Raw genomic sequence first — 9,043 nt, forward strand, 5'->3', positions numbered from 1 at the left:
TGGTTGGCAGGCCTTCTTCGACCATTCTTCACCTGCTGTTGGAGGTTTCTCGCCGCGGATGTAGAAGTTCGCTACTTTTCTTCGTCGTCTGGTCAGAGGGAGCACCCGAGTTCCTTCGAACCGAGGAAGGATGACCCCATGTACTACCTGGCATTGCTGGCGGACGAGAAGAACGCCACAGAATGGGCACCGGACAGTCCGGAGTTCGCGGTGGCCGTTGCGCGCCATCAGGCGTTCACGGAGAGAGCGGGCTCCGCGATCGTAGGAGGTGGTGCCTTGTATCCGAGCACGGAGGCGGCGACCATCCGGAACGAGGGCGGCCGCGCGCTGATCACGGACGGTCCGTTCGCGGAGACCGCGGAGGTGATCGGTGGTTTCTACGTTCTCGAGGGACCGGACCTGGACGAGGTGCTGAATGTCGCGCGGCACATCCCCGAGGCGATCATCGAGTTGTGGCCGATGTTCGAGTGGATGCCCGTGACCGATCAGAAAGGCTGCTGGATGGCGCTGCTCCGCGAACCGGTGGCGGCGGCGGTGGCGCCGGGCACACCCCAGTGGGACGAGGGGATGGCCGAGCACGAGAAGTTCGGTCGCCTCGCCGGGTCCGCGGTGCATGGTGGCGGAGCCCTGTATCCGCCGGACTCCGCGACGACGATCCGCGTCCGCGACGGCGAACTTCTGCTCACCGACGGCCCCTTCGCCGAGACCACCGAGGTCGCGAACGGTCTGTACGTGCTCGCAGCCGACGACCGGGAGAGCGCGATCGCGTTGTCGGCGAAGATCCCGGTGTCGCCGAAAGGCTGCATCGAACTCCGGCAGATCGTCGACTTCGCCGAGTAATGGACGGCGACACGCTGAGCCGCGTCTTTCGGGAGGAGTCCGGTCGGGCGCTGGCCACCGTGGCTCGGATGGTCGGCGATCTGTCCCTCGCGGAAGACGCGGTGCAGGAGGCGTTCGCCGAGGCGATCCGCAGCTGGCCGGATTCGGGTGTGCCGAACAACCCGGGGGCGTGGATCACGACCGTCGCCCGCAACCGGGCACTGGACCGGTTACGCAGGGAGTCGCTGCGCGGCGACAAGGAGCACGATGCGGCGAGGCTCGTTCCGCCTCCGGACGAGGAAGAGGTGTGGCCGGTGCGTGACGACCAGTTGCGGCTCATGTTCACGTGCTGCCATCCCGCGCTGTCCTCGGAGTCGCAGGTGGCGTTGACGCTCCGGCTGGTGGCCGGGCTGAGGCCTGCGGAGATCGCCCGGTTGTTCCTCGCCCCGGAACCGACCGTGTCCCAACGGCTCAGCCGCGCCAAGGCCAAGATCCGGACGGCCGGGATCCCGTTCCGGGTTCCGCCCGACCATCTGCTTCCCGAGCGCACCCCGCAGGTGCTCGCCTGCATCTACCTGGTGTTCACCGAGGGGTATTCGGCCACGTCCGGTGACGCCGCGATCCGGGACGAACTCTGCGACGAGGCGCTGCGGCTCGGCCGGTTGCTGTGCGAGCTGATGCCGGACGAGGGTGAGGCGTGGGCGTTGATGGCGCTCATGCTGTTCCACGACAGCAGGCGGACCCAGCGCACCGACGACGCCGGTGACCTTGTCCCGCTCGAGTGCCAGGATCGCAGGCGGTGGGACCGGGCGAAGATCGAGGAAGGCGTCGTGTGCCTGCGGGCCGCCCGGCGCCGGGGAGGCGGTCCGTACAGCGCGCAGGCCGCGATTGCCGCCGCCCACGCGACGGCGCCGAACTGGGAAGCCACCGACTGGGATGCCGTCGTCTCCGGATACGACGATCTCGCCGCGTACGGTGACTCACCCGCGGTCCGTCTCAATCACGCTGTCGCCGTGAGTTTCCGTGACGGTCCCGACGCCGGCCTCGCCGAGGTGGACGCGCTCGTCGGGGAACCGAGGCTGGCCCGGACGCACACCCTGCACGCCACCCGCGCCGACCTGCTGCGCCGAGCAGGCAGGCCGGCGGAGGCGAGCGTGGAATACCGCGCCGCGATCGCACTGGCGGCGAACGAACCGACCCGGCGTTTCCTGACCCGACGGCTCACGGAAGTGGACGGCGAAACCGGTGCCCGTCAGATCCGCCCGCGCGGCTGATGCTGGGTGATGCAGTGGATGCCGCCGCCCCGCGCGAAGATCTGCCGGGCATCGACGGTGACGACGCGACGACCCGGGTAGACGCTCGACAGGATGTCGCGGGCGAGGGCGTCGTGGGGGTCGTCGAAGCCGCACGCGATGATGCCGCCGTTGACGACGAGGTGATTGATGTAGCTGTAGTCGACCCACCCCTCCTCGTCACGCAGGACCGTCGGCGCGGGCACCTCGACGATCCGCCACGGCGCACCGGACCGGTCACGGCTGTCGGACAGCACCTTCAGGATCTCGGCGGTCACCTCGTGGTCGGGGTGGGACGGGTCGCGCTGGCAGTGCACCAGGACCACCCCGGGTGCGGGAAGCGCCGCGACGATGTCGACGTGCCCCTTGGTGCCGAACTTCTCGGAATCCCGCGTCAGGCCGCGCGGCAGCCAGACGACGTGCTCGGCGCCGATCGTGCGCGCGAGTTCCGCCTCGACCCCGGCCGCGTCCAGGCCGGGGTTGCGCAGTGGGTCCAGTTGCACCGTTTCGGTGACGAACACGGTTCCGTGGCCGTCCACCTGAATTCCGCCGCCTTCGTTGACCATCGACGATGGGACCGGCCGGGCGCCCGACCACGCCGTGACGGCCGCGCCGATGGAGCGGTCGTGGTCCCAGGTGGCCCACTCCTGCTGTCCCCAGCCGTTGAACACCCAGTCGACGGCACCGAGGCGGTCCTCCTCGTCGAGGACGAACGTGGGACCGATGTCGCGCATCCAGGCGTCGTCGAGGGGCGCCTCGACCACGTCGATGTCCGGGGACAGGTACTGCCGGGCGACGTTCCTGTCTGCCGGATCGACGACCATGGTGACCGGTTCGAATTCGGCGACCGCGTGGGCGGCGGCCGCCCACGCGGTCCGCGCCTCGTGGGCGTCGTCCGCCGTCGCGGTCATCGACGCCCCGAGAGGCGGGAACGCCATCCAGACCCGCTCCTGAGGTTCCGTCTCGCTGGGCATCCGCCAGGTCATGACAGGGTCTCCGCGGCGGCGACCGTCGATGGAAGACCGTAGGGGTGCTCGTGGTCGACGGCGTCCGTCAGCCGGGTGTACGTGTCCGGCCTACGGGTGGTCAGGAACGGGAAGAGGTCGAGCCAGTCCTTGCGCTGGTCGAGGTCGAGGTCGGCCACGAGGACCGCTTCCTCGTCGCGGGGAGCGGACACCAGCACTCGGCCGTACGGGTCGGAGATGAACGAGGAACCGTAGAAGTCGATGCCGCCCTCGTTGCCGCAACGGTTCGGGACAACCATGAATGTGCCACTGGTGATGCCGTTTCCGACGATCACGTGCTGCCAGATCGGCTGCGTGTCGAACGCCGGGAAGCTCGGCTCGGACCCGATCGCGGTGGGGTAGACCAGGATCTCCGCGCCGGCGAGCGAGTACATCCGCGCCACCTCGGGGAACCATTCGTCCCAGCACGTCGGCAGTCCGAGGGCGGCGCCGCCCAGTTCGGCAGGCCGGTAGACGGGGTAGGCGTCGTCGGCGGGGCCTCCGCGGAAGTAGGTGTCCTCGTAGTAGCCGGCGCTGACGGGGATGTGCAGCTTGCGTGTCCGGGAGAGCAGTTCACCGGACGGGGACACGAGGATGGCGGTGTTGAAACCGAGACCGTCCGGGGCGTCGGCCCTCTCGTACAGCGAGGCGTGGACGCAGACCTGGTGGCGGGCAGCGGCGGCGGCCGCGAAACTGTATGTCGGTCCGGTCGTGAGGTCCTCGGCGTCGCGCCCGGGTGTCCCGGTCGCGCGGGTGTCGGCGGGGTACTTCGACAGCGTGAGTTCCGGCAGGAACACCACWGCCGCGCCGAGGGCGGCCGCCTCGCCGATCGCGTCGGTCAACCCGATGCGCAATGCGTCCGCGTCGGCGAGCCAGCGGTGCTGCACCAACCCGACCCGCAGCGGAGTGCGGGCGGACGCCGTGGAACGTGCGGGGGAGGAGGGTGCGGGCAGCGCGGTGATCGTGCGGATGGTCATCGTTTTTCCTTCGTTCTGGTGGTGACGGGGTTGTCGGTGGTGCGGTTGGGGGGCTCGGACATCACGACGTCGATCGCGCCGAGCAGGTGGGAGCGGGCGTCCTCGGTGGAGATCTCCTTGCAGAGCCACCGCCCGGACAGTCCTTCGACGAGGGCGGTCATCGTGACCGCGGTGCGCCGGGGGTCGAGGGAGGGGGAGATCTCGCCGGTGGCCTGCGCCTGCGTGATCGCGTCGGCGATCTCGGCAACCCACGCGGCGGTGGTCCGCGCGAGGGGCTCCCGCAGCGCCTCCTCGTACACGGCGGAGGCGCGTAACTCGTTCCAGGCCAGCGAGTTCTCCACGACCTCGGGGCGGTCCTGGATCTCGCCGAGGAGCGAGCGGGTGAGCCGGTCGCGTGCGGAGTCCGCGGACCCCTCGCCCTCGCTGCGGTAGTCGCGGGCACGGTCGTTGATGTAGTTCAGGGCGGCCTCGAGCAGGCCGATGCGATCCTTGAAGTGGTAGTACAGCAGTCCCGGCGAGACGCCCGCGACCTCCGCGACATCGTTGACGCGCAGCCCGCGGATACCTCGCTGGGCAATCGCCGTCGCGCTCGCCTTCAGAATCGCGTCGCGTCGCTCGCTCATCGGAATCTCCTTCGGTTCGTGTCGCGCTAGGACGACGGCGCCTCGACCGGGGCCACGTGTTCGGGCCACAGTCGCAGCGCGACGAGGTAGCCGGCCACGGCGATGACCGACGATCCGATCAGACTGACATCGACACCGTGCGCGATGTCGGCAAGAGGCCCGGAGTACAGCGACGTGTCGACCGCGAGCAGGCCGAACAGCGATCCTGCGGCCCAGGGGATGACGGCGCGAAGATTCCAGCCGCCGGTGAACCAGTACCGCCCGCCCTTCCGGCCCAGGTTGAACACCTGGAGATCGACGGCGTCGTACTGCCCTCGCCGCGCAGCCAGGAAGCCGGCGACGTTGATCGCGACCCACGGCGCGGCGAAACCGTTGAGCACCAATGTCATCGCCGTGATCGAATCGACGGCGTCGACGACGAAGACACCGATGTAGAGCAGGGCCACCGCGAGCGCCGACGTGATCAGCGTCGTGTGGACGCGGCGTAACCGGGGGATCAGCGCCTCCAGGTCGAGTCCGCTGGCGTAGACGTTGAGGACGCCCTGGCCGAGTCCGCCCGCGAGGGCGACGAGGACGATCGGCAGCACGTACCAGCCGGGAGCCTCCGCCACCAGGTCGGCGACGTAGGAGTCGCTCAGCGTGGTGAACGTCGACGCGGTGAACGAACCGAATGCCGCGGTCAGGAACAGTCCGAAGAAGATGCCGGCCATGGTGGCCGCGACGATCGAACGGTCGCTGAACCGCACCCGGGAGATCCGCCTGCTGTAGTCGCCGAGCGTCGGGGCGTAGGACAGCGGACCGCCGACGGCGAGGACCACGGCCAGAATCCAGGTCGGCCAGAAACCGCCGAGCAGGTAGTCGCCGCTGCCCGCGCCGCCGTCGAAGTGGCCACCGAACGCGAAGACCCCCAGCAAGAGTAGTGCGGCGACGACGGGCAGCACGAACTTCTGGAGCGCGACCACCGTGCCGTGGCCGAACAGTGCGACGGCCACGATCTCGGCGGCGATGATGCCGTAGCCGAGGGCGAGCATGCCGTTGTCGACCGGTGTGCCGAACAGGCGGTGGGCGGCGGCGATCAGTGCGTCCCCCGACGTCCAGACCGCGATCGCCGCGTACGCGAGGGCGAAGAGGAGGGTGAGCCCGGAGCCGATCATCCGTCCGCTCACGCCGAAGTGCGCACCACTCGACACGGTGTTGTTCGTGCCGGTGCGCGGTCCCAGGAGTGACAGGGGAGCGATGAGGAGCGTTCCGAGCCCGATGCCGATCGCGCTGGCCGCCAGCGCGCTGCCGAAGCTGAGCCCGAATGTGATGGGGAGCCAGCCGAACACGATCACGGAGAACGCCAGATTGCCGCCGAAGAACACCGCGAGCATGTTGAGCGGTCGCGAATCGCGTTCCGATTCGGGGATGTACTCCACGCCGATCGTCTCGACGTGGCCGAACCGGTCCTCCGGCGGGGAKGGAGCGGTGTCGTCGAGGGGCGTCGTCGGGTCGAGATTCGTGGACACTGCGGACCTCACATTCGGGGCGGAGGTGACCGGTATCACGTCCTGTTGGCTACCGAACATATTCCAAACTGAAAATTCAGTCAAGACCAGACGGTGACGTGCGCCACCGCGGACTGTGCGGAGTTTGCGCTGCTCCGGCGACCGGACTAGCTATATGTGTGACCGTTCGTCTCATGTAGCTACCTGTCATCGGAGTGCCTGTGTCTGCGGCCGCCATCGCCAGTCGTCTCGTGAGCCGGCGCCGGCTCACCGCCGCGGGGGCGGTGCTCGACCGGTGCGACATCGAGGGCGCACGGTGAGGTCGCCGATGGTCCGGTGGCAGCTGATCGGCTTCGTTCTCGTCGCCCCCCCGGGGGGCACGGCCAAGCCGATGCCCGTCGAGGAGTTACTCGCCAGCGCAAAGGGATTGACCGAATCCGCGCCGATCGACGCGCTCCACACCGTCGTGACGGAACTCGGCGCGGCATTCGACGGAAAGGGTGAAGACCTTCAGTCGCTGGCGGACCGGCTGCGCAGCAGCGACCCCGATGTCCGGCGGCTGATCGATAACGGAAATCCCGCGAGAAAGCAACTGGGGCAACTGGTCTCGGATGCGGGCCCCGGCATCACGACGAACCTCGCCACCCTGTCCGCCACGGCGAAGGTGATCTCCGTGCACCTGGGCCGGGTGGCCGAGACGAACAACCCGCCGTCGTGCACCGTCGGGTAGGAGGGCACCCGGGCGATCCTCCGGGAGATGAAGCGCCAGGATCCGAACTTCGACGACACGCAGCAGGACTTCCCGCAGAACACCGCCGCCACCTGTGCGGCCCCGCAGGGCAGTCTCACCGGCGTCCGCAGCGCGAACCGGATCGTGTTCGGCGACCCCGCCACCGTTCAGCCGTGGGACTCCACGCCCAAGAAGGACCCGAACAAGCTGGACCTCAACCTGATTGCGAATCGGCTCGCCCCGCTGCTCGGAGTCACCCCCAACTGACGCGAGCGCCGAGCCCGGATCCCGGACCCTCCCGGTGTCGGGTTGACAACTGCGCGCCGATCCTGCAATCTTCGAAACAGGTCACGAGTACCAGCGTCAAGCCCCGGCTAGCTGGTCGGCAACCCTCCACCGCGGCGGGGTGCTCCGGGTGACGACCAGGCTGAGGTTCATACCGAACCCGGCAAGCGCGGACTCCGAGAGGGCACCGACCCTGCGACGAGTCCCTGACTACGAGGGATGTCGTGATGACTGCTGTATTGACCGCTGACGTGTGTGTTGCCCCCCTGGCTCAGGTTTCGGGTTCCGACCTGCGGGTTCCGCTCGTTCAGGGCGGCGACTGCACCTACGTGAACTTCGACTACGCGGCCAGTGCGCCGGCGTTGGCGCAGGTGACGGACCGTATCGGTGCCCTGCTTCCGACGTACTCCAGCGTGCACCGCGGCGCCGGTTACGCCTCGCGGGTGTCGACCGAGTGCTACGAGAAGGCCCGCGACTCGGTGGCCCGGTTCGTCGGAGCGTGCGACGACCAGGTGGTGGTGTTCACCCGCAACACCACCGACTCGCTGAACCTGCTCGCCGGCTGCGTTCCCGGCAGCACCGTCGTCCTCGACATCGAACACCACGCGAACCTGCTGCCGTGGAAGGACTCTCGCGTCGTGCGGGCGGCGGACACGCTGGCCGAGACCGTCCGGCTGCTCGTCGCCGAACTGTGCTCGAAGCCCACCGCCCTGCTCGCGGTGACGGGGGCGTCCAACGTCACCGGTGAGGTGCTGCCGATCGCCGCCCTCGCCGAGGTGGCGCATCGTTGCGGCGCACGGATTCTCGTCGACGCCGCTCAGCTCGCACCGCACCGCCGCATCGACGTCGAGGAGTGGGGTGTCGACTACCTCGCCTTCTCCGGGCACAAGCTGTACGCCCCGTTCGGCGCCGGCGTGCTCGTGGGCCGCCGGGACTGGCTCGACGCCGCCGAGCCCTACCTCGCGGGCGGCGGCGCGGTCCGGAACGTGACCGTCGAATCCACCCAGTGGGCGCCTGCCCCCGCCCGGCACGAGGCGGGAACCCCCAACGTGCTCGGCGCCGCTGCCCTCGCCGCCGCGTGCGATGCGCTGTCCGAACTCGACTTCGGCACGGTGGCCGAACACGAGGCGGCACTCACCGGCCGGCTGCTCGACGGCCTCGGTTCCGTCGACGGCCTGGAGTTCCTGCGGCTGTGGTCGGACGCCCCCGACACCGTGGGAATCGTGACGTTCACGATCGACGGTTTCGAGCCGGGGGAGATCGCCGCCTACCTGTCCGCCGAACACGGAATCGGAGTTCGCGACGGACGCTTCTGCGCACACCCGCTGCTCGGCCGCCTCGGCAAGCCCGACGGTGCCGTGCGGGTGAGCCTGGGTCTCGGAAGCTGCTCGGAGGACGTGGATCGGCTGGTCGACGCCGTGTGCACCCTGGTGGCGGGACGCCGGAACTGGGCCTACGCCAAGGAGAGCGGCCAGTGGAATCCGGTGCCCGAGACCCGCTTTTCGCGAGACGCGCTAGTATGACGGCATGGCATCGCAGGCTGGGAGCACAATGATTGCTCACTGGTGCCGTCGGCATGTCGATCTGTGCCGAACCGCCTCGGGTATGTGTTCGAGCTGACCGGTCTTCCCGCTCCGTTTCACTCACACGCACACGTCATTCCCGAGGAACCCTTATGTCTCGAGACAATGCCTTCGTTTCCCGTCCCCTTCGCGTCGCCGTCGAGCTGACCGGATCGGGACACCACCCGGCCGCCGAGGGCGCCGCAGGCACGCGGCCGATCAACGGTGCCGACTACTGGGTGGACCTGACCGCCGACTCGACGG

The 9,043-nt window shown here is 68.9% G+C and carries 8 protein-coding genes, 1 pseudogene and 1 riboswitch; of the genes and pseudogenes, 5 read left to right on the plus strand and 4 right to left on the minus strand.

Translation table 11 applies throughout. The features are described 5' to 3' along the window. The first annotated feature begins 138 nt into the window (after positions 1 to 138). Together AC1DWT_RS31910 and AC1DWT_RS31915 are read left to right on the plus strand one after the other, a co-directional pair. A complete protein-coding gene (locus AC1DWT_RS31910; RefSeq protein ID WP_072947333.1) occupies positions 139 to 840 on the plus strand; it encodes a YciI family protein in 702 nt (233 codons plus the stop codon). Beyond that, complete coding sequence (locus tag AC1DWT_RS31915) at positions 840 to 2,093, plus strand: RNA polymerase sigma factor (RefSeq protein WP_072947334.1); 1,254 nt, start codon at positions 840 to 842, stop codon at positions 2,091 to 2,093. Before AC1DWT_RS31910 ends, AC1DWT_RS31915 begins: the two co-directional genes overlap by 1 nt. Here AC1DWT_RS31915 and AC1DWT_RS31920 read toward each other — a convergent pair. Genes AC1DWT_RS31920 through AC1DWT_RS31935 form a run of 4 tightly spaced genes read right to left on the minus strand, consistent with a single transcriptional unit; the run spans position 2,072 to position 6,223 of the window. Continuing rightward, entirely contained in the window at positions 2,072 to 3,097 is a 1,026-nt protein-coding gene (locus AC1DWT_RS31920; RefSeq protein ID WP_477923728.1) for an agmatine deiminase family protein, read from the minus strand. The two genes, AC1DWT_RS31915 and AC1DWT_RS31920, sit on opposite strands and share 22 nt — an antisense overlap. After that, positions 3,094 to 4,092, minus strand: a complete 999-nt coding sequence (locus AC1DWT_RS31925; RefSeq protein WP_477923730.1) for a nitrilase-related carbon-nitrogen hydrolase — start codon at positions 4,090 to 4,092, stop codon at positions 3,094 to 3,096. Before AC1DWT_RS31925 ends, AC1DWT_RS31920 begins: the two co-directional genes overlap by 4 nt. Continuing rightward, positions 4,089 to 4,715 carry a TetR/AcrR family transcriptional regulator gene (locus AC1DWT_RS31930; RefSeq protein ID WP_072947337.1) on the minus strand — a complete coding sequence of 209 codons (627 nt, stop codon included), beginning with the start codon at positions 4,713 to 4,715 and terminating at the stop codon, positions 4,089 to 4,091. The genes AC1DWT_RS31925 and AC1DWT_RS31930 overlap by 4 nt, the downstream gene beginning before the upstream one ends. Before the next feature lie 26 nt (positions 4,716 to 4,741). Next, positions 4,742 to 6,223 carry a purine-cytosine permease family protein gene (locus tag AC1DWT_RS31935; RefSeq protein ID WP_378679037.1) on the minus strand — a complete coding sequence of 494 codons (1,482 nt, stop codon included), beginning with the start codon at positions 6,221 to 6,223 and terminating at the stop codon, positions 4,742 to 4,744. A gap of 358 nt (positions 6,224 to 6,581) precedes the next feature. Here AC1DWT_RS31935 and AC1DWT_RS31940 point away from each other — a divergent pair. The 3 genes and pseudogenes from AC1DWT_RS31940 to AC1DWT_RS31950 form a co-directional block, all read left to right on the plus strand. Further along, positions 6,582 to 7,199: pseudogene (locus tag AC1DWT_RS31940) on the plus strand (Mce/MlaD family protein); the annotation flags it as partial. 79 nt (positions 7,200 to 7,278) lie between these two features. Then, positions 7,279 to 7,393, plus strand: a riboswitch (SAM riboswitch). Between the two features lie 51 nt (positions 7,394 to 7,444). Then, a complete protein-coding gene (locus AC1DWT_RS31945; protein WP_378679034.1) occupies positions 7,445 to 8,740 on the plus strand; it encodes an aminotransferase class V-fold PLP-dependent enzyme in 1,296 nt (431 codons plus the stop codon). 28 nt (positions 8,741 to 8,768) lie between these two features. Beyond that, complete coding sequence (locus AC1DWT_RS31950) at positions 8,769 to 8,837, plus strand: putative leader peptide (protein ID WP_369325290.1); 69 nt, start codon at positions 8,769 to 8,771, stop codon at positions 8,835 to 8,837. Positions 8,838 to 9,043 lie beyond the last annotated feature (206 nt).

It is taken from the genome of Rhodococcus sp. P4_B6 (assembly GCF_056402215.1).

Excerpts from the sequence above, each read along its gene's own strand:
- AC1DWT_RS31930 (WP_072947337.1), bottom strand. The coding sequence starts at position 4,715 with ATGAGCGAGCGACGCGACGCGATTCTGAAGGCGAGCGCGACGGCGATT.
- AC1DWT_RS31915 (WP_072947334.1), top strand. The coding sequence starts at position 840 with ATGGACGGCGACACGCTGAGCCGCGTCTTTCGGGAGGAGTCCGGTCGG.
- AC1DWT_RS31945 (WP_378679034.1), top strand. The coding sequence starts at position 7,445 with ATGACTGCTGTATTGACCGCTGACGTGTGTGTTGCCCCCCTGGCTCAG.
- AC1DWT_RS31910 (WP_072947333.1), top strand. The coding sequence starts at position 139 with ATGTACTACCTGGCATTGCTGGCGGACGAGAAGAACGCCACAGAATGG.
- AC1DWT_RS31920 (WP_477923728.1), bottom strand. The coding sequence starts at position 3,097 with ATGACCTGGCGGATGCCCAGCGAGACGGAACCTCAGGAGCGGGTCTGG.